Annotated in this window: 24 protein-coding genes; 21 read left to right on the plus strand and 3 right to left on the minus strand. The window is 44.8% G+C overall.

The genetic code is table 11. The annotated features are described in order from the left end of the window. Nucleotides 1-34: 34 nt before the first annotated feature. From BMX84_RS05480 to BMX84_RS05500, 5 genes are all read left to right on the plus strand, one after another. On the plus strand, nt 35-772 hold the full coding sequence (locus BMX84_RS05480; protein WP_091487893.1) for an SDR family NAD(P)-dependent oxidoreductase: 738 nt from the start codon (nt 35-37) through the stop codon (nt 770-772). Nucleotides 773-1,320: 548 nt separating this feature from the next. Then, the gene (locus BMX84_RS05485; protein ID WP_091487894.1) at nt 1,321-1,806 is read left to right on the plus strand and encodes a hypothetical protein; all 486 of its coding nucleotides are present in this window, start codon (nt 1,321-1,323) and stop codon (nt 1,804-1,806) included. Nucleotides 1,807-1,922: 116 nt separating this feature from the next. Further along, nucleotides 1,923-3,032: an NADH-dependent flavin oxidoreductase gene (locus BMX84_RS05490; RefSeq protein ID WP_091487896.1), complete on the plus strand. Its 1,110-nt coding sequence runs from the start codon at nt 1,923-1,925 to the stop codon at nt 3,030-3,032. A gap of 58 nt (nt 3,033-3,090) precedes the next feature. Further along, a complete protein-coding gene (locus BMX84_RS05495; RefSeq protein WP_091487897.1) occupies nt 3,091-3,501 on the plus strand; it encodes a GtrA family protein in 411 nt (136 codons plus the stop codon). An 18-nt stretch (nt 3,502-3,519) separates the two neighbouring features. Continuing rightward, complete coding sequence (locus tag BMX84_RS05500; RefSeq protein ID WP_091487899.1) at nt 3,520-4,068, plus strand: cysteine hydrolase family protein; 549 nt, start codon at nt 3,520-3,522, stop codon at nt 4,066-4,068. 65 nt (nt 4,069-4,133) lie between these two features. Here BMX84_RS05500 and BMX84_RS05505 read toward each other — a convergent pair whose 3' ends face one another. Next, nucleotides 4,134-4,655, minus strand: a complete 522-nt coding sequence (locus tag BMX84_RS05505; RefSeq protein ID WP_091487900.1) for a hypothetical protein — start codon at nt 4,653-4,655, stop codon at nt 4,134-4,136. A gap of 192 nt (nt 4,656-4,847) precedes the next feature. Further along, entirely contained in the window at nt 4,848-5,720 is an 873-nt protein-coding gene (locus BMX84_RS05510; RefSeq protein ID WP_177165476.1) for a competence protein ComK, read from the minus strand. Between the two features lie 381 nt (nt 5,721-6,101). On the opposite strand from BMX84_RS05510, the gene BMX84_RS12695 reads away from it, so the two are divergent. From BMX84_RS12695 to BMX84_RS05580, 15 genes are all read left to right on the plus strand, one after another. Beyond that, nucleotides 6,102-6,458 carry an ATP-binding cassette domain-containing protein gene (locus BMX84_RS12695; RefSeq protein WP_281282304.1) on the plus strand — a complete coding sequence of 119 codons (357 nt, stop codon included), beginning with the start codon at nt 6,102-6,104 and terminating at the stop codon, nt 6,456-6,458. After that, the gene (locus tag BMX84_RS12785) at nt 6,455-7,033 is read left to right on the plus strand and encodes an ATP-binding protein DrrA1-3 family domain-containing protein (protein ID WP_281282305.1); all 579 of its coding nucleotides are present in this window, start codon (nt 6,455-6,457) and stop codon (nt 7,031-7,033) included. Before BMX84_RS12695 ends, BMX84_RS12785 begins: the two co-directional genes overlap by 4 nt. Nucleotides 7,034-7,045: 12 nt before the next feature. Beyond that, complete coding sequence (locus BMX84_RS05520; protein ID WP_091487904.1) at nt 7,046-8,317, plus strand: ABC transporter permease; 1,272 nt, start codon at nt 7,046-7,048, stop codon at nt 8,315-8,317. Next, nucleotides 8,318-9,409: an ABC transporter permease gene (locus tag BMX84_RS05525; protein ID WP_091487906.1), complete on the plus strand. Its 1,092-nt coding sequence runs from the start codon at nt 8,318-8,320 to the stop codon at nt 9,407-9,409. 137 nt (nt 9,410-9,546) lie between these two features. Continuing rightward, a complete protein-coding gene (locus BMX84_RS05530) occupies nt 9,547-10,215 on the plus strand; it encodes a TetR/AcrR family transcriptional regulator (RefSeq protein WP_091487909.1) in 669 nt (222 codons plus the stop codon). 19 nt (nt 10,216-10,234) lie between these two features. Then, on the plus strand, nt 10,235-11,095 hold the full coding sequence (locus BMX84_RS05535; RefSeq protein WP_091487911.1) for an SDR family NAD(P)-dependent oxidoreductase: 861 nt from the start codon (nt 10,235-10,237) through the stop codon (nt 11,093-11,095). A gap of 38 nt (nt 11,096-11,133) precedes the next feature. Next, complete coding sequence (locus tag BMX84_RS05540) at nt 11,134-12,033, plus strand: ABC transporter ATP-binding protein (RefSeq protein ID WP_091487912.1); 900 nt, start codon at nt 11,134-11,136, stop codon at nt 12,031-12,033. Next, a complete protein-coding gene (locus tag BMX84_RS05545) occupies nt 12,034-13,629 on the plus strand; it encodes an ABC transporter permease (RefSeq protein WP_091487914.1) in 1,596 nt (531 codons plus the stop codon). Nucleotides 13,630-14,087: 458 nt separating this feature from the next. Continuing rightward, complete coding sequence (locus BMX84_RS05550) at nt 14,088-14,333, plus strand: hypothetical protein (protein WP_091487917.1); 246 nt, start codon at nt 14,088-14,090, stop codon at nt 14,331-14,333. Between the two features lie 363 nt (nt 14,334-14,696). After that, nucleotides 14,697-15,029, plus strand: a complete 333-nt coding sequence (locus BMX84_RS05555; protein WP_091487919.1) for a PadR family transcriptional regulator — start codon at nt 14,697-14,699, stop codon at nt 15,027-15,029. Further along, complete coding sequence (locus tag BMX84_RS05560) at nt 15,026-15,994, plus strand: permease prefix domain 1-containing protein (protein ID WP_091487922.1); 969 nt, start codon at nt 15,026-15,028, stop codon at nt 15,992-15,994. The genes BMX84_RS05555 and BMX84_RS05560 overlap by 4 nt, the downstream gene beginning before the upstream one ends. Nucleotides 15,995-16,300: 306 nt before the next feature. Continuing rightward, nucleotides 16,301-17,668, plus strand: a complete 1,368-nt coding sequence (locus BMX84_RS05565; RefSeq protein WP_246119118.1) for an ABC transporter substrate-binding protein — start codon at nt 16,301-16,303, stop codon at nt 17,666-17,668. 123 nt (nt 17,669-17,791) lie between these two features. Next, nucleotides 17,792-18,700 (plus strand): carbohydrate ABC transporter permease, encoded by a 909-nt coding sequence (locus BMX84_RS05570; protein ID WP_246119120.1) that lies wholly within the window; start codon nt 17,792-17,794, stop codon nt 18,698-18,700. A 30-nt stretch (nt 18,701-18,730) separates the two neighbouring features. Beyond that, nucleotides 18,731-19,636 carry a carbohydrate ABC transporter permease gene (locus tag BMX84_RS05575; RefSeq protein WP_091487926.1) on the plus strand — a complete coding sequence of 302 codons (906 nt, stop codon included), beginning with the start codon at nt 18,731-18,733 and terminating at the stop codon, nt 19,634-19,636. A gap of 31 nt (nt 19,637-19,667) precedes the next feature. Then, entirely contained in the window at nt 19,668-20,306 is a 639-nt protein-coding gene (locus BMX84_RS05580; protein ID WP_091487929.1) for a DUF624 domain-containing protein, read from the plus strand. 40 nt (nt 20,307-20,346) lie between these two features. Here the strand turns inward: BMX84_RS05580 and BMX84_RS05585 are convergent, their stop codons facing one another. Next, complete coding sequence (locus tag BMX84_RS05585) at nt 20,347-21,375, minus strand: zinc-binding alcohol dehydrogenase family protein (protein WP_177165477.1); 1,029 nt, start codon at nt 21,373-21,375, stop codon at nt 20,347-20,349. Between the two features lie 166 nt (nt 21,376-21,541). Between BMX84_RS05585 and BMX84_RS05590 the strand changes: the two genes are divergently transcribed. Further along, on the plus strand, nt 21,542-22,504 hold the full coding sequence (locus tag BMX84_RS05590) for an aminopeptidase (RefSeq protein ID WP_091487934.1): 963 nt from the start codon (nt 21,542-21,544) through the stop codon (nt 22,502-22,504). Nucleotides 22,505-22,812: the final 308 nt, after the last annotated feature.

Here is a 22,812-nt window from a genome sequence, read left to right on the forward strand (position 1 = left end):
TATATGTAGAGAAATTATCGAAAGGAGCAATAGGATGAAGTTGAAAGATAAAGTAGCCGTCGTTTTTGGCGGTACATCCGGAATCGGTGAAGCAACTGCGAAAGCCTATGCTGAAGAAGGAGCAAAAGTCGTCGTTACTGGACGTGATGAGGAAGATGGGAATCGTATCGTTAACGAGATCACTGAGAAAAATATGGAAGCTATATTCGTTAGAGCAGATGCTACCGATGCCACTGAAGTGAAGCAGGTAATTGACAAAGGCATCGAAACGTATGATCATATCGATATCCTGTATAACGGTGCCGGCATCCATGACAAGTACAAGACGGCAGTAGAAGTGGAAGAAGATGAATACGACAAACTGATGGCGGTAAACGTCAAGGCTCCATATCTCGCTTCCAGGGCTGTCATTCCTCACTTTCTAGAAAGAGGGAGCGGCACGATCATCAATGTCGGGTCCCAGGCAACACACGTGGCTGGCCCTGGCGGATCCGCTTACATCACATCCAAGCATGCAATAGAAGGGTTCACCAAACAGCTGGCTTATGACTTTGGAGAAAAAGGGATCAAAGCCAATCTGATCGCTCCCGGTTTTATTGATACACCGATGACTGAAGGGATCGAAGATGAACGGTTGAAAGACATCCCGGCTCAGCGTGCTGGGAAACCGGAAGAAGTTGCCGCTCTGGCTGTCTTTTTAGCTTCCGACGATTCCAGTTACATGCACGGATCCACCGTTACGATGGACGGCGGCTGGGTCACAGGAAGATAATGTTTGTTTTAAATAGGGTGAGGCTGGACGCGTGTCCAGCCTCTATCCTTATAGTACTCTACGGTCAATAAATGTGATTAGAACAACTTTCTGGAGGGAGGAGGAGCAAAACTAGTCTTAATCCGGCTATTGGAACAACTTTCTGGAGTCATGAGAAGCAAAACTGGTTCTAATCCGTATATTGGAACAACTTTCTGGAGACATGAGGAGCAAAACCAGTCGCAATCCGGCTATTGGAACACCTTTCTGAAGACAAGAGGAGCAAAACTAGTCGCAATATCTCTTTAAGCATCAATTACCGAACTAGAAGCGGGAACTGAAACACTTGAAGAGATAATAGTTACTTTTCCTTCAGATTATCCTATGAATTTCTGACTATCTAGATAACTTATTTTCAGAAAATAAGCACCGTATCACTATTTATGAACAGCATGTTCACACAAACACAATATTTATAAAAAAATATGATAACATCAGTAAATAAAGCTTTATTTTTCTAATATTATTTGTTAAACTATTCACATAGAACAAATTAGGAGAGATAAAAAATGAAAAAAATTATGTGCGCTTTACGCTTTGTATTTAGAAATGGCGAAACTTGGACAGTTAAACGCGACCAAATCGGTGACTTATGGATCAAACAGGTAACGACGAGCTTCGGTCGGATCGGCGATGGAGAATTTGAAGAAATCCATCCCTGCGAATCTCTGAAAATCGAAATTTTAAAAGAAGCAGATCACGTGAATTCCGATGATATCAATAAAGGCGGACTGGAAGCCGGTATGTTTGCCCGTGTGACACAGTTCCAGGATATCGAAAAAATGGACATCCTCTATCGTGACACCAAAAATGGCGAAAAACGCATGGATGTTGAAAAAGACACGATTTATTTCCCTTATAAAGCTCTCGACACTGATGGTCATGACAATGCGCACCAGACTTCTGCAGTCATGAACGAAACGCTTTATATTGTGATCGATCCAATGAAAAATGTTAAAGATATGTACCCGCAGTTGCGTGCTGCTCATTCTTAATGTGTTCCCTTACCTCAGCCAGATGGATACCCCCATCTGGCTGTTTTTTTGCTTAAAAATTGTGTTTCATTTAACCAATCGGTACAATGGAACTGAAGAGAAAAAGGAGGAAAATGATGACTAATAAAAAATATGCTCAGTCTTTTACGTTTAAAAATGGACTGACTTTGAAAAATCGCTTCGTGATGGCACCGATGACGACTAAAATGAGTTTTTACGATGGTGTGATCACAGAAGACGAAAAACGGTATTATCATATGCGGAGTAAAGAAGTCGGTGCTGTGATCACTGCGGCGGCAAATGTGTCTGAGAACGGAAAAGGCTGGGAAGGGGAGCTCGGTGTCTATGACGACAAGCATATCGCCGGTCTGAGTGATTTGGCGTCTTCTATAAAAGTCAACGGCACGAAAGCTTTTCTGCAGCTTTATCATGGTGGCCGTATCACTCAATCGTCTGTTCTTAAAGGGCTGCAGCCGGTTGCGCCTAGTTCTGTCAAAGCGCTCCGTCCTAATTCAGAAGTACCGAGAGAATTGGAAGAAAAAGAAATCTATCAGATCATTAAAGACTATAAAGAAGCAGCCGTTCGAGCAGTCAAAGCTGGGTTCGATGGTGTCGAACTGCACGGTGCGAATACGTATCTTATTCAGCAGTTCTTTTCACCTCATTCAAACAGACGCTCGGATCAGTGGGGCGGCAGCATGGAAAAACGGTTCACCTTCATCGACAAGCTGGTGGATGCCGTTACTGCAGGTGTTGACGAGGCGGCCACAGAACCCTTTATCGTCGGCTACCGGTTCTCACCAGAGGAGATCGAAACACCAGGTATCCGTTTCAATGAAACACTGTATCTTGTCGAGCAGCTGTGTCAGAAACCACTCGACTATCTGCATGTCTCGCTAAGAAACTACAGCCAGGTATCTGAGCTGGATACCTATCAGGACAAACCAATGATCGCTTACCTTAACGAACAGATCGATGGGCGAATTCCGTTTATATCAGTGGGAGATATCAGAACAGGGGCAGATGCTGAAGCAGCCTTGAAACACAGTGAGCTTGTTGCCTTAGGACGTGTCCTCTTGTCAGACCCGAACTGGGTATCAAAAGTAATGGCTGATAAAGAAGAGATGATCAGATATAATGTCGCAGAAGAAGAGCGGAATGTTCTTGCTCTGACAAATGGAGTCTGGGGATTCATGCAGGGTATGATGCCGGATCGTTTAAGATAAGGATTTAAGTGCAGGATTAAGATTTTGCTCGAAAAGCTGACCTCAAGGATGTGAATGTATGATAAAAAAACTGTATATCAAGTTTGAACAGTTTATCGATTACTTCCTGTTTGGTCTGGCTACGGCAGTCATAGCTATCACTGTTTTTTATGTGTTGAATGAATGGGTCGGCTGGCAGTATCTGATAGCCAACGCCGTATCTGTGATCACAGCGATCCTCTTTTCCTATATCGTAAACAAACGCTTCGTTTTTAAAACAAAAACCCGATCTCGAAAGAAACTATTCAGAGAATTTAGCTTGTTCGTTTCCGTAAGGATCACTGCATCATTGCTGAATATGCTCGGTCTGTTCGTGCTGGTCAGTTTTATAAGTTTGAATCCGACCTGGGCAAAGATCATTGTCGAGATTATCATTGCTTCAACGAGCTACCTCATAAGCCGAAAGCTCATTTTTAAACATCACCACTAACCGGAAAGGAAGAGATGCATGAAGAAAGCATTGATTAATATTGACTACACCAACGATTTCGTTGCTGAAGAAGGAGCACTGACTTGCGGGGAGCCGGGACAGGCTGTTCATGATAAAGTGCTTGCCTTGACAAAAGAATTTTTTGAAGCAGGAGAGTTTGTGGCCTTTACGATAGACAAGCATACGGAAAATGATCCGTATCACCCTGAAACCGACCTGTTTCCGCCGCACAATATTGACGGAACAGCAGGACGCCATCTCTATGGCGAGCTGGAAGCCTATTATCAGGAAATAAAAGAGGCCAAAACCGTTTACTATACGGACAAGACGCGCTATAGTGCTTTTCATGGCACGGATCTGGAGACGAAGTTGAGAGAACGTGATATCACTGAAGTACATCTTGTCGGCGTCTGTACAGATATTTGCGTGCTGCACACCGCTGTGGATGCTTATAATAAAGGTTTCTCCATTGTCGTTCATAAAGATGCTGTGGCCAGTTTCAATCAGATGGGTCACGAGTGGGCGCTTGGCCATTTTCAGGAAACACTTGGGGCTAAAGTCATCTAGTCAAAGACGTTACAAAAGAACCTCTGCTTTCTCATCCGATAAGGAGAAAGCAGAGGTTCTTTATTTCAGCTGAACTGTATATAGATACTTAAATCGAACGGTTCGTTTTTTTCCTGAACACGCTGGGATTCTGTATCGTAATATTTATAGGGGCCACCCTTAACGTAGGCAAAGGCCATTAAGATAGTCGTCTGCAGATAATGTCTGACATCCGGATTGAACTTTTCCGGTATCTGCCCCAGCGAGATTCCTTCTAAATAAAGGTCAAAATTACCTTCAGAAGTCGGGGTGATCGTTACGTTATGCGTACAGAGACTTTCATACTTATAGATTTCCTTATTTCCTTCTTTTATATTGTTATCTTTTTTTCCGATGTAATACCGATGCGTTCTATCTTTTTTTATAATCACTTTAACTATTTTATCTATTGTTTCCTGATCAGCAGTCAACTCGCTGGCCTGGAGATAATGTTTGCTTTGAATAGATAAGACATCACTGGATCTTTTTACCGTATTCATGCCTAAAAAATCGATCGATTGAGTGGAATGATTTTTAACGAAGTATTTTAATCGGTCATAAAAGCTCAAGACATATCCCCCTCTCAATAAAAATAACGAAAAATAACGTTTGCTGAAGCGACAGGTAAAACCACCACTATTTTATCCTATCGAAGATAGAAACTGATTTCAAATATAATGTCTTACTCTTATTATCGTCAGAGATAGCTTTTAGTTAAGAAGTAATAAGGAATAAAACATTTATCCTTTGATCCGGTTCATTTATTTAAAAATAATGGAATAAGGAAACAGTGCTTTTATCTCATCCAGATAGGGATTATCTTCGCCTAAAACCGTCTGCAGTATCTCGTTTGCTCTATGTAACGACATATAGTCAAAAACTTTCACCAGCGAAAGAGGTGTCTGACCGGCAGTCAGGGAGGTCAGCTCTTTTTTTACAATATTAAGATCCTCATACCGGTTTTCTTCATAAAAAGGAGAAAACATGTTCTGAAGATCTGTCGATAGAGCTTTGGTCGTATGGTAAAGTCTGGATGTTTTCATAAACATATCATCCACTTTCTTTCTTGAAAAGGGGAGAGTCAGTTCATGAAGCTCTCTGATTTTTAAGCAGGTCAACTGATTGGATGCACGTTCTTCATAGTAAAGGACATGATGAAAAGCGATCCAGCTGGAATGATTCTTAGCCGTGCCTTTATCCGGTGCAAACATGGTTTCTCCAACGACATAGGGACACCGCTGAGTTATTCCTAAAGTTTTGCCGAAATGTTTGATAAAGGCATAGTCGACTTCCCGATAGTCAAAATACCTTTTCATGATCTGAGATGTGGTTTCTTTGGATTTCAATATTTCACCCGACAACTGGAAAACAAGGGTATTGTATTCACTTTCTGTATTAGACGATAAATCATAAATATAAAAGGAATGCCTTGAAATAAGCAGCTGAGACTGCTCGATAGCTTTGTTCAGTGAACGGGTCAGTGTCTCTGTATTGATTTCCAGCGTGCGTTTGGACTGATACGTGTTACTATGTATGGCATATGGCGGAGATTCGTCGTGCAGAAGACTATTTGTATAAAAGGCAGTTAAATCTTTATAAATATGGATCGCATCGTCTTTTTGAAACTGGACCATAACGTGGACTCCTTCATTGAACATCTCAAATTAAGTTAGCGCTTACAAATGGCTGCGACGACTAACCGATAGAAATAGTTTATCATATCACATGTTTCAGTAAATGATGATTACAGTCTATTTGCATTAAAAGTTGGTGATAAAAAGTTATATTTACTTATATTAAAAGATAGCTCTGTTTTCCGAAGTTCATACGGTAGTTCTTCCAAAAACAAAACTAGTCGATCCGTCATTGAACATAGGGATTCTCCTTATCGTAAATCGTTGTGCGCCCAAGGCTTAGGTCACTTTGACGAACCGAAAAATAGGGAGTAATAACAGTAGGTAGCCGTCTCGATTTTTTGTATACTTACTCTATAGATCAGGAAAGAAGGGTCACTTATGCTGGAAACGAAAGCATTGACAAAAAAATTCAAGTCCAATGAAGCGGTCTCCAATGTCAGCCTGTATTTGGAAGAAGGGGAATCTGTTGGTCTGCTCGGTCCGAATGGTGCCGGGAAGTCCACGACGATTTCCATGATGTCGACGTTGCTTCCGCCGACTTCCGGCGAGGTCCGATATAACGGGGTCGATGTCCTGGATAAACCGCAGGAATTAAGACGTGTATTAGGTGTGGTACCCCAGGAGATCGCTTTGTATGAGGAACTGACGGCGTATGAGAATATGAAGTTTTTCGGGCGTATTTACGGGTTAAAGGGTGCAAGGTTAGAAAAGCCATCAAAGAAGTCCAGGATATGATCGGTTTGACAGAAAGAAGCAAGGACCGGGTCGAGACTTATTCCGGGGGCATGAAGCGGCGCATCAATATCGGGGTGACCCTGCTGCATGAACCGCGCGTGCTGATCATGGATGAGCCGACTGTCGGGATCGATCCGCAGTCACGGAATTATATTCTTGAAATGATCCGCCGGTTGAACAGAGAAAAGGATATGACGATCCTCTATACCAGTCATTATATGGAAGAAGTGGAAAAGTTGTGTGACCGCATCTATATTATGGATCACGGTGAAATCATCGCTTCAGGCACGAATCAGGAGCTTAAAAATATTTTGGCAAACAATGAAACGATCCGGATCGAGGTCGAGACGCTCTACAAAGACTTTGCTGACCGGCTGGCTTCCCATGACGTCGTTCAGAAAGTGACGCAGAAGGGGAAAGGCTATAAAGTCATTGCCACAAAAGGCGATGACCTGCTTGGAGATGTTTTCGAACTGGCTAAACGCTCACAAACTAAAATCATCGGCGTGGCAGTTCAGACACCCTCTCTGGAAGATGTCTTTCTGCATCTGACCGGACGGACCTTAAGGGATTAGAGGAGGGATGATATGCTGCATTTAATAAAAAAAGACTTTCAACTGTTGTCCCGCAGCCGTTCTGAGCTGATGCAGCTTTTGCTGATGCCGTTACTCCTGATTGCTATCCTGGGCTTTGCTCTGGGAGATCTGTTGTCGGCCGGCTTTTCCATCGAGCCTTTTTCTGTTGCGGTCGTAGAAGAACAGACTGAGGCTGAAGCGGTAGAAACATTTGAAAACCATTTGATGGCTATCGGTATGGGAGAAGCAGAAAGAACGCAGCTCCTGGCTGTCACGGACGATTTGAATCCGAGGGACGAACTGTTCAATGTCCTGGAAAGTGATGAGGTAAGTGAATGGGTCACCATTTCAGAAATGTCGAGCCGCACCTCAGCAGAAGAAGCCCTTGAAGAAGGGGAGGTAGAAGGTGTGATCGTTATTCCTGAAGGTTTTTCAGTAAACCTCTGGAAAACTGTCCTCTTGAACGAACGAGCCGTGTCCGGATTGGATCTGGCGCTGGTTAACTTTCAAAGTGTACCGGCGGATATCCTGAGGAGTATCACCAGAACATTTGTGGACCGGTTCAACCTCGAGTTATCGATAGCTCTCGCTTTAGAGGGTGAAGAGGAGACTGCTGCTGCAGATAACGACTATGGTGAGATCGTTTCGCTGAATGCGGCAGAGCCCATCACTTCCTTTCAATATTATACGGTGGGCATGGGGATGATGTTCGCGCTATACACTGCCCCCGCTTTGGCGAGTCGGGCCTATAAGGAGAAAGAACAGCACGTCTTCGGCCGACTTATCGTCTCAGGGACCAGGCCGATAAACTATCTCTTGAGCAAACTTGTTTCCGGTATGGGGATCACGTTCGTTCAAGTTGCTATCCTCTTTGGCTTGAGTACCCTCATATTTGGCACGTTTTCCGGCAGAAATCTGTCATTCTGGCTGGATACGGGCCTTGCCACGCTAGTCCTGGCGTTTGTCGTAGGGGCGATCACCAGTCTGCTGACCTCCATTACGCTCTATTCAAACAGCGATGCTTCAGCAAGTACCTTCGATGGGCTCATCGTTACGCTCTTTGCTTTTATCGGAGGGAGTTTCACCCCGGTCGAACAGTTTTCCGAGAGTTTGAAAACATTAGGGAACTGGACCCCGAATGGTGCGATGATGACCAGTTATCTGCAGCTCCTGCAGGGCTTTTCTCTTGCAGAAGTCTCATCTCTCATGGTCAGAGTCGTCATCATGGCTGTCGTGCTTGCTGGAATGAGTATCGTGATCTTTCCGAAAAGGAGGCTGGATTAAATGTGGACTGTATTTAAACTGCAGTGGCAGCGTCTTTTTAAAAAACCGTTACTCGTCCTGTTGTTTTTAGGATTGACGGTACTTTTCGTTTACTTCATGGGCGGGAGCCAGGGCAACCAGCAAATCACCGTGCGGACATTCAGCCAGGAACTGTCGAGCGAAGAATTAGACGAATGGCTGGCAATGTTGAACGAAGATGAAACATTTATTTTTGAAGAGAGTGACTATGAGACAGTTTATGAACGGATACGAATGAATAAAACAGCCTTTGCTCTGGAGCTGAATGAAGACGATTACCGGTTTTTAGTGGGACGTGAAAATATGGAGATGTCTCCGATCGTTCAGCATGTCGATCAGATTTTTACGCGTGAAAAAAGGCTGTCGGCCATCGCACAAACCGATGGGACGGATCCTGTGGAAGTTGAAACCTTTATCACATTAAATACTGTGACCGGTAATGAGGCTGCTTCAACTAATCAGGTCTTCCCCATTATGCTGTTAGTCGGCATGACTTTTTACTTCTCGATTTTTTCGATCCTGCTGCTGATGATCAATCTTGTCGAAGAGAAGAAAACGGGAACGTGGAACCGGCTGATTTTTTCTCCTTTGAGCAAAACCACTATTTATTTGGGTCAGTTGCTGCACTACTTTTTAGTCGGTCTGTTTCAGATCGGTCTGGCATTCGTTATTTTGGACGCACTTTTAGGCATCAGCCTGGGGAACAATTATGTGGCCATGCTGGTGGTGACGGTGAGCTTCGTGTTCGCCATTGTTTCGCTGGGTCTTCTGATCATTGGACTGGTGTCGTCACCGCAGCAGCTGCAGGTCGTGATCCCGATCGTCGCAACATCGATGGCAATGGTCGGCGGAGCGTTCTGGCCGCTTGAAGTAGTCAGTAACCCTATCTTATTGTTCCTGGCCGAGCTTACGCCGATCAAGCATGGCATACAAGGGATGATGGGGGCTGTGATCCAGGACAGAGGGGTCACGGAGCTGTTAGAACCTGTCTCAGCCCTGCTGCTCATGGGTATACTGTTCATGGGCATCGGGCTTAATCTCGTGGAACGTGTCTCTGAAAAGAGCAGTATTTAGAAAGATGATAGTCATGGTAGAAGATGATTGACCACTCTGGTCAGATATGGTACTGTAAGCGTATAAACAGAGTGGTCGATTTTTTTTAAGGTAAACTGACCGCACTGGTCGAAGATGTATCAGCGAGGGGGGAAATCATGGATGATGCTTTTCAATCTCTGGAAAAGGAGAAACAGGAAAGGATCCTGAATGCGGCTTTTAAAGAGTTCAGTGAAAAAGGTTATAAACAGGCGTCGACGAATCAGATAGCTAAAGATGCAGGCATAGGTAAAGGGACACTGTTCTATTATTTCGGCAACAAAGAAACACTTTTTAATTACCTGATCAACGAAGCTTTTGAGATTGCCTACAGGGAATATTTGAGTCGGATCGATTTTGATGAAACAGATTTTTTCAATCGTATAGAGGAAATGAGTGTATTGAAGTGGCAAGTCTATGCCCGTTACGAACGGGCACTCAGCTTTATGGCACATATCCTGATGCACTCGGAGAACTATGTTTTGCCGGAGGATCTCGTTAAGAAGCGGCAGAAGGCTGAAGAAATCTGGGGCAGTCTGCTGACTCGAAATATCGATTTTTCAAAATTCAGAGAAGATATCCCTAAAGAAACGTCGCTTAAATTTATACGCTGGACGATCGAAGGTTTCCGGGCCGAACTGGAACAGCGTTTTAAACAGGCAGATTTCCAGGACTATACGAATGAAAACCTAAAGCCTTTTTATGAAGAGTTTTATGAACATCTGGATCATCTGAAAAAAATCTATTACAAAAACTCAAAGGGTGAACAGTCTAAAGACGTTGAGTGAAGACGGGAGTGAATGACCCATGAAAAAGAAAGTATGTCTGATCACAGGTGGAAATTCAGGTATCGGTAAAGCAGCCGCGATCCAGTTGGCTGAGGCCGGCGTCACGGTCATTATCGGCTGCCGGAATGAAGAAAGAGGCCGCACAGCACTGGAAGATATCAGAGCGCAGAGCGGCAGCGAAGAGGTCGAACTGCTGCTCATCGATATGAGTTCACAGGCGTCTATCAAAAAGGCCGCAGAGACAGTCAAGCTGAAACATCCCGTCCTGGATATCCTGATCCATAATGCCGCCGATTTCGATATCAGCAGAAAAAAGCCGCAGTTTTCAAAAGAAGACGTTGAAACGGTCTGGGCAACGAATCATATCGGTCCCGTATTGTTCACGGACTTATTGATGGATGAACTTAAGCGGAGCGAACAAGGACGCGTACTCACTGTGTCGTCACAGGGACTGGTCATGCACCCTTTTTTAAAAGTCGATCTGGAGGATCCTGAACTCAGGGAGAGCAAGTATAGCGTGGAGAAAGCTTATTATCAGTCGAAACTGGCTCAAGTCATGTACACGTACTGGCTGGCTGATAAATTGAAGGACACACCCATTACAGTCAACGCCATACGCGTGCCGAACGTTAAAGTCGATCTGGACAGGTATCCTGATCTGTCAGCAATCATGAAACGCATGTATGCAGTGAAGAGCAAATTCTCGATTTCACCGGAAGAGATGGCTGAAACGTATACGTATCTGGCCCTTTCGCCTGAAATGAACACTGTGTCGGGGAAATACTTCGATGAAAAAAGGCAAACAGTGTCATCATCCAAGTATAGCCAGGATAAGAACAATATCAGCCAGGTCATGGACCTGACATTGAAGTATATTTAAAAAAAGATGCAAGAATCAGCTGGAGGAGTGATGGACGAATGGAAAAAGTGATCGAGATCAAAGGACTGAAGAAGGCTTTCGGGAAAACACAGGCCTTGTCGGATGTAAGTTTTGATGTAACTAAAGGTGAAATCGTCGGCTTTATCGGACCGAACGGGGCAGGCAAGTCCACGACGATAAGAATACTGCTTGGCCTGATCAAAGCAGACGGCGGTGACGCGTCTATTTTTGGAAAAGATGTCTGGGACGAGGCTGTAGATATCCATAAACGCGTGGCCTATGTACCCGGGGATGTCAATTTATGGCCGAATCTGACAGGCGGAGAGGTCATCGATCTGTTCCTCAGCATGCGTGGACAGAAAGTGGACAAGCAGCGCAAGGAAGAACTGATCCGCCATTTTGAATTCGACCCGACTAAAAAATGCCGCAGCTACTCAAAAGGGAACCGTCAGAAAGTGGCGCTGATCGCAGCGTTTGCGGGCGATGCCGATGTCTACATTTTTGATGAACCAACAGCCGGACTAGATCCGCTGCAGGAGCGTGTCTTCCAGGAACAGGCGCGACAAGCTCAAAAGCGAGGCGCCAGTGTTCTTTTATCCAGTCATATCCTGTCAGAAGTCGAACAGCTCTGTGACACCGTTGCGATCATCCGCCAGGGCGAGATCGTGGAATCGGGTTCTCTGGATGAACTGAGACACTTGACCCGGACGCAGATCATCTTGAAAACTGAAGAAGATGTACCGGCGCTTGAAAAACAGGCTTTTGCTCACGATGTCGTGCGTGAAAAAGGCGAAATCATTTTTCAACTGGACAGTGAAAAGATGCCTGAATTTTTAAGCTATATCGAACCGTATCGCGTCACTAAACTTGAGAGTGCACCACCTAAACTCGAAGACCTGTTCATGCGTCATTATGAATCGACGAGAGGAGGGGTCTAAGTGGCTCAAGCATTCGCGCAGACGGGACGGCTGTTTCGTTTTTCTTTGAAGAAAGACTGGTTGAAAATCTTTTTATGGCTCTTAGGTGCTGCCTTTTTCGTCTTTGTAGGTGTCTTTGCCTTTGTAGAAGTCTACGGTGATCCAGCAGAGAGGGAAGCCATGGCTTTTGCGATGCAGAACCCGGCGATGGAAGCATTGTTTGGACGTGCTGTGGGTGAGAACAATTATACGATCGGTGCGATGTATACGCATATGATGACGATCATGACCTTTGTCTTATTAGCTATTATGTCGATATTACTGGTCGTCAGAAATACAAGGTCTGAAGAAGAGGACGGTATCCTCGAACTGATCCAGGCTCAACCCACGGGAAGAGTGGCGCACACAACAGCAGCTATTCTATTGCTGGTCACCACGAATATCCTCGTTCTGATCATTTCGGCGGGTGTGCTGCTTGCTTTTGGAGACAGCAGCATGGCGCTGGAAGGCGCGCTGCTGACCGGGACGATCTATGCCGGCATCGGGATATTTTTCGGTGCTGTGACGCTGGTTACCGCTCAGCTTTCATCCAATGCGAGAGGGGCCATGATGCTGGCCTTTGGTGTCTTGGGTCTCTCTTATGTCATCCGGATCATCGGTGACGGAAGCATGCCGTTCCTCAGCTGGTTCTCACCACTGGGGCTGCTCTATAATACTGAACCCTTCGTCAACAACTACTGGTATCCAGTTTTCATCAGTTTAGGCATCAGCCTGCTGTTGATCGCTTTGGCTTTGTATTTGAAACAGAAACGCGACATGGGCTCAGGCCTGCTGCCGGACAGGGATGGAAAGCGACATGCTTCTGCCTTCTTAAAAACCCCTGCTGGCTTCGTCCTTGATCTCATCAAAACGCCGCTGATCGTCTGGACGGCATCGATGGCTTTGCTGGGGATTTCCTACGGCTCGGTGATCGGGGACGTGGACAGTCTTTTGGAAGGGAATGACGTCGTCAGCCAGATCATTGCCGGTCAGGAAGGCATCAGTATGTCCGAGCAGTTCATGGCGATGATCCTTGGCGTTTTGGGAATCATTTCTTCGATCCCTGCGGTACAGTTTCTCTATCGTATCCATGGCGAAGAGAAGAAAGGACGGCTGGACAAACTGATCGCCGGGACCCATTCACGCTATGTCATTTTAGGCACCTTCTTCATCCTGAGTGCACTCATTGCCGTCTTCATGCAGCTGGTGACGTCGCTTACCTTTGGAGGCGCCGCGGTGGTGATGGACTTTGATGTTGATTTCGTCGACGTTCTGCTCGCAGGTATGGGTTATGTTCCGGCCATATTCGTGATGATCGGACTGGGCACCCTGTTATTGGGCTGGTTACCGAAACTGACTTCTCTCGCCTGGCTGTATTTAGGATTTGTCTTTGTGAATCTTTATTTTGGTGAACTCTTCGACTTTCCGGAATGGTTGAGTAACTTGTCAGCCTTTCACTACGTGCCGGAAATACCGATCGAAGACTGGAGCTGGACGGTCTTTTTGTCACTGACTGGTGCAGCGATCATCTTATCGGTGATCGGATTCATCGGATTCAGACGACGCGACATAAATTAACTGGATAACTGGAAAACTGAATGAGATGAATGGACAGACGTTGGGCGAGCAGCTCAACGTCTGTTTTTTTCTGAATATTGATTGTCCGATTGCTTATAAAGAGGCATTGGAAATTATTTTGTGACTAACTTCGACACGTTCGGCGAGCGATTTTTACAGTACTTACCGAACTTGACCCCTATTCGACACGTACATCGCGAAAAGGTCTCTCAACCTACCGAATATTCAGGCACTTCGGTAAGTACATGTTGAACACTACTTTTAACCTACCGAATAGATATCCCCTTCGGTAGGTACGAGTAGATCAGGGCTTTCTAACTACCGAACACCTGCCAAGTTAGGTAAGTACGTTTCGATATGCTTGCTTAACTTACCGAAGATAAGCGACTTCGACAGGTAGGTAGTGATCAGTTCTTTCTAGTTGCTGAATAAGACAGACTTTAGACGCGGAATATTTTATGCAGCATTACAATAGACCTGCTCACCTCGAAACTAGTTTGAGTAATGCTAATGAAACGTTCATTCGACGTACTCACACAGAAAAAGATTTGAATGATGCTAATGAGGCAATCATTCGACGTACTCGCACAGAAAAAGATTTGAATGATGCTAATGAGGCAATCATTCGTCGTACTCAGATCGAAAAAGGTTTGAGCAATGTCAATGAACGATCATTCGACGTACTCGCATCAAAAGTGATTTGAGCGATACCAATGAAGCATTCATTCGACGTACTCGCATCGAAAATGATTTGAGTGATGCTAATGAAGCATTCATTAGACGTACTCACCCCAAACTGGTATTGAGCAGCACGAATGAGGCATTCCTCACACGGTCCTACGAAATAAACGGTACAACAATATCTAATAAGGTCTGGATTCGGCCTCATCCGAATCCCACCTATTTAAAATCAGCAGTAAGCATTTTTAAATTTTACTACGTTAAATGTAGTAATTTTCGCAGGATAATGATAAACTGAGTACAACGACAGATGAAGTACTTTTATCCCACGTTAAAACAAACACGTTTACATACAACAAGAGTCTACGAGAAGGAGGAGAGAACCAGTGATCAGCAGTGATGTCATCAGAGGCTATAATGATACGTTTCTTCTGTCCTTATTAACAAAAGGGGATTCCTACGGGTATGACCTGTCCAGACAAATCAGGGAACTCACAGATGATGCCTATATCATCAAGGAAACAACAATGTATTCCGCCTTTGCACGCTTAAAAAAGAATGGCTACATCACCTCTTATCCCGGGACTGTCACACAGGGGAAAAAGCGCACGTACTATTCCATTACTGAAAACGGAAGAAACTATTTAAAGGAAAAAAGACAAGAGTGGCGTATCACCAAAGAAGTGGTCGATAAATTAGTTGGAGGGGATAATAAATGAATACGATCAGAGAGTATATCGAGCAGATGTTCAAAGGGGTTCCGGTGACAGAAGAAACAGTTCAATTAAAAGCGGATATCCTGGGTAATCTGGAGGACAAATATACAGCACTAAAAGAAAGCGGCGCTTCCGAACATGAAGCGATCGTCACGGTGATCGCTGAATTCGGCGACATCGATGAGCTGCTGGAAGAATTCGGCGTAAGCCGTGTGAATGAACAAGTCACAAAAAATTATGAGACGATGAGTGAATCTGACTTGAGGCAGTATATTCAGGCCAAAGGTAAAATGGGGTGGAACATCGGCTTGGGTGTTCTAGCATGTCTTACAGGTGTCGCCGGGCTGCTCCTGTTTCTGGCTTTCCAGTCTGTCCTATCTGGGGCGCTATATATCGGACTGCTCTTTCTGGTCGGCTTTTCAGTGATCGGCATCGGCCTGTTTATTATTGAAGGAATGAAAGCAGGTGAACTTGAACGCTTTTCTTCGCCTTATATCATTCTTCCAGGTGATAAAGAACAGTTCATTTCTGAACAGAAAGACTACAAGCGGTCGTTTATTTTCAGTATCGTGGCCGGAGTGTCACTATGCATCATGTCGATCACGCCTATACTGGTGGGCGCATTGACTGCGGTCCTGCCCATATTGGTCGGTGTTGCTTTTTCCCTGCTGCTCATCGGTGTCGGGATCATCTTCTTTACCTATAGCGGCAATATCTGGAGCGCGTACGAAAGCATCAAGCATAACGGTAAATATGTGGAAGTGATCGAGAAAGAAACGGTCAAACATAAAAGGAATAAGAAAGTGGATTATGTCATCGACGAGATTTACTGGCCTATCATCGTGGTCATCTATTTTGTCTTCAGTTTCACTCAGGGGACATGGGCGTGGTCGTGGATCATTTTCATTCTGGCAGGGGCTTTAGAAAGTACGATCAAGTCACTCGCCGGCAGCTGGGACAAGGATTAGTTTTTTTAAAGTATTTTAACTTGTAGAGTGAGAAAGGGTTTTCCAGAAAAGAGCGAGAGATGTTATACTTCTCGCTCTTTTTTTGTGTCCAGTTCTTTCTTGAATGTTAAAATAGTAATATAATCACTCAGTATTTTTTATAAAACGTAATTATAATAACAAGTGTTTCTAGAACCGCTTCTAATATCTTAGCAGTAAGCAAGGCTTATTAATTGCTTCTTTAAAAAAACAGGCTTACTATATTAAGTGTACCGACCATGTGGGTTCGTACATATTTATTTGCCGAAAACTAAAGGAGGAATTAAGTTGAGTACTATAGCCTGGAAAAAACATATTAAACGGGGTCTTATTTTAACGTCAACACCTTTGATTTTAGCCGCCTGTGCAGATGACGCTGAATCCGATCCTGCGGGAGAAGACACGCCTGATACAGAAGAGAATGCCGGATCAGAAAACAGCGGAGAAACGGTCCAGCTTGAATTCTGGTCATTCTGGGGTTCGGGACCAAGGCGTGAAACGATTGAAGCCATTATAGAAGATTTTAATAATGAAAATGATAATATAGAAGTCGAATACGTCTATCAGCCCTGGGGCGATATCTGGACGAAGTCGCTGGCAGCAATCGCAGGCGGTAATGCCCCTGATGTGATCGTTCAGGACATCAACAGTGTCAGACAGCGTGCAGAAGCAGAGCAGGCGACGAATCTCCAGCAGTTTATCGAAGACGACAGTTTTTCCGAGAATTTCTATCCTCAGCTCTGGGATACGGTGATTTATGAAGATGAAGCTTACGCCGTCCCGTTTAATACCGATACACAGGTCATCTTCTATAATAAAGATGCTTTTGAAGAAGCAGGACTGGATCCGGAGAGTCCTCCGACCACTTGGGCAGAGCTGGAAGAAGATGCACGGGCACTCGATATTCAGTCAGGAGATGACTGGGAACAGATCGGTTTCTATCCGCGCTGGAATATTGGACCTGACGTGTGGGCGCTGAATGCTGATGAAGGCGTATCCTGGTTTGACGATGAAGGGAATGTCACGATCAATACACCTGAAAAAGTTGCGGCTCTTGAATGGATGCTCGAGCAGCAGGATCATTATGGTCGCGATACGATCAATCAATTTGAAGCTGAGTTTGGTTCAGGAGTAGCCGATCCGTTCATCTCTGGCCTTGTCGCCATGCGTGGACAGAACTTGAATTACTACACTAATCTGCGTGAAAATGCTCCAGAAGACTTGAATTACGGCGTGTTCCGTTTGCCTGAATACGAAGAAGGCAGTGGTCACTGGACATGGGGAGGCGGCTTTGTTTTAGAAATTCCTGAAAATACGGAAAACCCTGAAGCTTCCTTTGAATTCCTTCAGTATCTGACTTCAACAGAAGTTCAGGAACGCTTCGGAATGAACAGTTTTGATATCATGGCCAATATAGAAGCCAATGAAAACTTGACGTCACATCCTGATTTAGAAGAACAGGGTCAGGAAATGTATCAGATGGCTCAGGAAAGCCTGGAGACAACTGTCATTACACCTGTACCGCTGACTGCCCCTGACTATATTCCACTGGTCAATGCCGAGATCGATGCAGCATTCCTCGGTGAAAAAACTGCACAGGAAGCACTCGATGCAGCACAGGAATCAGTAGAAAACCTGGTTGAACAGAATCAGTAAGTTCTGATGGAATAAGGTAGAGAAAAAGGGGATGAGAGCATTCCCTTTTTCTTCTATCATGGAAAGAGGTGTTTGAAGATGAAAAATGCAGATACGTCCCAATTTAAAAAAGCAGTAGAAGAAATGAAAAGTTTTAGAAGGAAAAAGTGGTCCAAGCGAAAAAAGAAAGATGCCTGGTGGGGACTGCTGTTTGTTTCGCCATTTATTATCGGGTTTTTAAGTTTTATGTTTCTGCCCATGCTTTTTTCATTTTATGGGAGTTTCACGAATTATAATATTACGTCCCAGATGGATTTTATCGGACTTGCCAACTTCAGACAAATGTTCACACAGGATCAGCTGTTCATGACGTCGTTATATAATACAGCTTACTATGTCGCATTCAATGTCCCACTGACAGCTGTCGGAAGTGTCTTTTTAGCTGTTCTGCTTAACCGTAGGATTTTTGGTATTCGTGCGTTTCGAACGATTTTTTACTTACCTGCCGTCTTATCCGGTGTAGCTGTCTATGTCTTATGGATGCAGCTGCTCTCGCCTTCATCCGGACTGGTGAATACCGCCCTGTCATGGGTAGGAATCGACGGACCGGCCTGGCTGTTCGATCCGGAATGGACTAAACCGGCTTTGATACTTATGCGTTTGTGGAGTGTCGGCGGAGCCATGCTGCTGTATCTGGCGACGCTGCAGAATGTCCCAAAACAGCTTTATGAATCAGCAGAAGTGGATGGAGCAGGATTTACCCGTAAGTTTTTCCATATCACCTTGCCGCTGATCACGCCGATCATCTTCTATGATATCGTCACATCAACGATCGGTGCATTCCAGATCTTCCAGGAAGCGTATGTTATGACAGAAGGGGGAACCGGCGGACCGTCGAATTCGCTGCTGTTCTATAACCTCCATATGTGGAACAAAGCCTTCGTGGCCTTTGATATGGGCTATGCGATGGCAATGTCCATGATCCTGTTTATTATTGTCTTAAGCTTGACTTTTATCAACCTGAAATTGGCTCCCAAATGGGTCAATTATTAATGGATTCAGATTTAGAAAGGGGGAAAAAGTATGGATTTAACTAAAGATGTGCCGGCGAATGAGAAAGCGGAGCCTAAAGTAAAGAAAAAACACTTCAAAAGTCGCAAGCGGCAGCAGCTTATCGGTAAAATCCTTGTTTATATCATTCTCATAGCAGTGAGTCTGGTTCTGCTCGCACCGCTGGGATGGATGTTAAGTACGTCACTGAAATCGATGGAAGAAATCGTCAGTTTTCCTCCGACACTTTTGCCCGAAACGTTCCGATGGGAGAACTATGCCTTTACCGTTCAGGCGTTTCCGTTCTTTAATTACATGCAGAACACCCTGCTGATCACGGCTTTTGTGGTTGCCGGGAATGTTTTATCCAATTCCTTTATAGCTTATGGCTTCGCCAAAATCGATTTTCCGGGAAAGAACATCCTGTTTGCTTTAGTTCTAGCCACCATGATGGTGCCGGGCTTCGTTACAATGATCCCTCAATATATCCTGTTCACACAGATCGGCTGGGTTGGCACATACCTGCCATTAATCGTGCCGTCGTTCTTTGGGAGTGCCTTCTATATTTTCCTGATGCGTCAGTTTTATATGTCGGTGAACAATGAGCTGATCGAAGCGGCACAGATGGACGGGGCCAATCATTTGTATATCTGGAGCCGGCTCATGATGCCGCTCACCAAACCTGCACTCATTACGATCGGTATCATGTCATTCAATGGTGCCTGGAACGACTTTCTGGGTCCCTTGCTTTACATTACACGTGAGGAAAATTACACGTTGCAGATCGGCCTGCAGAGCTTTCAGAATCAGTCGACCACACAGTGGAATTACCTGATGGCGGGTGCGACACTGGTCATGATCCCGACCATCCTGCTGTTCTTCTTTGCACAGAAATACTTTATTGAAGGCATGGATCTGACTGGCGGGTCGAAAGGATAAGAATTTAACGGAACTGAAAGGAAGAGGAGCGATGACGAATCCGGTTCAAAATGAAGATGCTGTCGTAGTGAAGTTTACTGAGACCGTTTCTACGCTGGCACTTTTAAATATTTATTGGCTGGTCAGTGCGCTGCTTGTCATTCCGCTTTTTGCTGGTACTGAAGCTCTCTTTTATTGTGTTTATAGACATGTAAAAGACAGAGAAACGGCATTGGGTCAAACCTTTTTCAGCTATGTCAAAAGGAATCTGTTTTCGAGTTTCAAACGACAGGGGCTGCCGGTCATGGTTCTTATAGTAGCCGTTATGGATATGCTGGTCATTTACTTCATGCCCATAAATTCGGTGATACGCTCACTGCTGCTCGGCATTTTTCTGATCTTGACTCTACTCGTATTCATGTTATTCATGTATCAGCTGGTCTTTCTATTTTCTGAAGACTCTGCATCTAAACCACTGAAGCGGCTGAAAGCACGTGTCGTTCAGGCGTATGTTACGGTCATCCGCTACCCGCAGTACACCTTCACTTTGATCCTGATCCTTTTTGTATACCTGCTGATCAGTTTATACTTTGTGCCGATGCTGTTTTTCTTCGGACTGAGTTTCCCGGCATATTGCTTTACGTACGTTACACTGAATAAGTTGAGTAAAAAAAGCCACCGGATGGGTTGATCCATTCAGTGGCTTTCAGTGTATCTATAGATAGATAATTTTAGTTGTCATGTGCCAGCACGATCTTGCCAATCGTGTGTTCTGTCTGTAATTGTTCGTAGGCTTTTCTGATCGTCTCTTCATTCATTTCGCTGAACAGTGTTTCCAGATTAGACACGATAAATCCCTGCTCGACCTGATTTTTTAGCTCAGTCAGGTATTCGTGCTGCTTGATCCAGTCCTGTGTTTCGTAAACGGAACGTGTATACATCAGTTCATAACTGAACGTGATACTCTTTCCGAAGAAACTTCCAGGCAACGGATTCTGAAGCGGCAGAAGGGAACAGACACGTCCCTGCGGTGCAATGACTTTACCGACTTCACGGATATTCTCGTCAGCTTTGGCCGCGAGGAAAACAGCGTCCACTTGCTTGATGCCCAATTCTTCGAGCTGATTTTTGTATGGCTGTGTATGGTCGATGATGTGTTTAACGCCCAATTCCTTGATGTAACTTCTGCTTTCATCACGGGAAGCCGTCCCAATGACATTGAAGCCGTAATTCAAAGCAATCTGGCAGGCGACTGAGCCCACGCCGCCGGCTGCTCCGACGATCAGCAAAGTGACATCGCCGGGATCTTCTGACAGTGAAAACAGATCCAGACGGTCATGCATCACTTCATAAGAGGTGAGGGAAGTGAGAGGTAGCGCTGCCGCTTCGCTATAGGTCAGATTCTTCGGTTTAAGGGCTACCATACGTTCATCGATGAGGTGATAATCGGCCTGGGCACCTTGAACATTACTCGAACCGGGGTAAAACACGTCGTCCCCTTTTTTGAATAGTTTAACTTCTTCACCGACCTCAACGACTTTTCCGGAAATATCCCGTCCTAATATAGTAAAGGAGTCGTCTGTTTCCTTTTTCATCATCCATGTCGCGAAATCTGTGGGGTTTAGTCCTACCGCTTTCACTTCGACAAGGATCTCACGTTTATTGGGTTCCGGTCTATCCAGAACAACCTTCTCAAATGTAGGAAGATCTTTTTCCTTTTGAGGATCATAAAAGCCATAGGCATTCATTTTTTCAGTCATATCTGTCATCCTTTCAGTCTTTTCTTAAGTGTACACGTTCTGATTTTAAACAACAACTACGAATCATTTTAATGTGTGAAATGATTCGCTTAAAATTATGTATTGTTTTATAGGGACATTTTTCGATATGATAGATGTAGACGTTTAATAGAAGAGGAGAAGAATCATGACCAATTATATAGATAACGCTCTGAAAGTGTTCGAGAATAATTTCGATTTAAAGAAAGAGGAAAAAGTGGTGATCATCACCGATGACCGCATGCGCGATATTGCCATACCGTTTTATGAAGCTGCCTGTATCAAGGGGAACGAAACGGTCTTTTCACAGTTTCCTGCGATATATAAATCTGGTGAAGAACCTCCGGCATTGATCGCGCAGGCAATGAAGGATGCGGATGTGGCATTGTGTGTGACGACAGCCAGTCTGACGCATACCCGTGCCAAGAAAGAAGCTGCGGCTACCGGCACACGTATCGGAACGATGCCAGGGATCACCTTGTCGATGCTGGAAAAAGGGGCGATCGAAGCAGACCCGGATACCGTTCAGAAACTGACCGGTTATTTTACTGACCTGCTGGAACGTTCCAGTGAAGTGAAGATCGAAAAAGACGGAGAAGTCCTGACCTTTTCGATCAATGGCCGTAAAGGGATCCCAAGTACCGGTATATTCCGCGAAAAAGGACAAGCCGGGAATGTCCCTTCAGGCGAAGCTTTCATTGCACCGCTCGAAGATTCAGCGAATGGAAAAATCATCGTTGACGGATCGATCGCACAGATCGGTAAAGTGGATCAGCCGGTGACGTTAACTGTTGAAGACGGCAAACTCGTCGATGCGACTGGCCGTCAGGGTAAAGAGCTGCTCGAGCTCCTCGGGACGGAAGACGGCAAAACCATCGCCGAATTTGGGATCGGCACAAACCCGACTGCCCGTATCACAGGAGTCGTACTGGAAGATGAAAAAGTATTCGGAACGATCCACATAGCCTTTGGTTCAAATAAACCTTTCGGCGGCGTGACTGAAGCCGGCGTACACATCGACTGTGTGGTCAAGGAACCGACCTTCTGGATCGACGGTGAAAAAGTCATGGAAAAAGGACGAGTTCTGAATCCCGATCTACCCTCCGTATAATATTAAAAGGAAAGGCTAAGACGTCTGTCTTAGCCTTTTTTATACCTTTATTTTTTGTGGCGATCATATTTAAATTTTATTGGTCATACTCAAAGAGTAAATTATGCGATTACTGCCAATGCTACTCTCATTGAACGTGCTCAGAGAAATACCTCTGTGAGTACTGCCAATATCGTGCTCATTGAGCGTACTGAGAAAGAGTTCCTTGTGAGCACTGCCAATGTTGCTCACATTGAGCGTACTGAAAGAAAAACTCCGGTGAGTACTGCTAATATTGCTCTCATTGAGCGTGCTCAAGTAGAAACTCT

The sequence above is a fragment of the Alkalibacterium putridalgicola genome, assembly GCF_900109825.1.
Classification (GTDB): domain Bacteria; phylum Bacillota; class Bacilli; order Lactobacillales; family Carnobacteriaceae_A; genus Alkalibacterium; species Alkalibacterium putridalgicola.